Here is a 261-nt window from a genome sequence, read left to right as displayed (position 1 = left end):
CCTTAATCCTTATTAGTTATGTATACAGATTCAAGCACTAATGCCAACTTTACCGTTAGCCCATTTTTCGATTGTTTCCATTTTCTAAGATAACTCCCAGCGTAACAGAAACAGCTACACCCATATAAAATATTCCAATAATAGATTGAGCAATGACTACATACTTTGAAAAAACACTAGTCGGCGTCATTTCACCATATCCCAGAGTTGTCTGGGTAACAAAACTAAAGTATATAAAATCATAACTATATATTATTCCAC

The 261-nt window shown here is 33.3% G+C and carries 1 protein-coding gene; it reads right to left on the bottom strand.

The features are described 5' to 3' along the window. Positions 1-55: 55 nt before the first annotated feature. The coding region (locus tag AB4496_RS29615; RefSeq protein WP_372133713.1) for an ion channel at positions 56-261 on the bottom strand (206 nt) is incomplete at its 5' end.

This window comes from Vibrio sp. 10N.222.46.A1, assembly GCF_041473595.1.
GTDB classification, from domain to species: domain Bacteria; phylum Pseudomonadota; class Gammaproteobacteria; order Enterobacterales; family Vibrionaceae; genus Vibrio; species Vibrio tasmaniensis_A.
The sequence above is the reverse complement of the archived record's forward strand: the minus strand, read 5'-3'. Positions and strand labels throughout refer to the sequence as shown.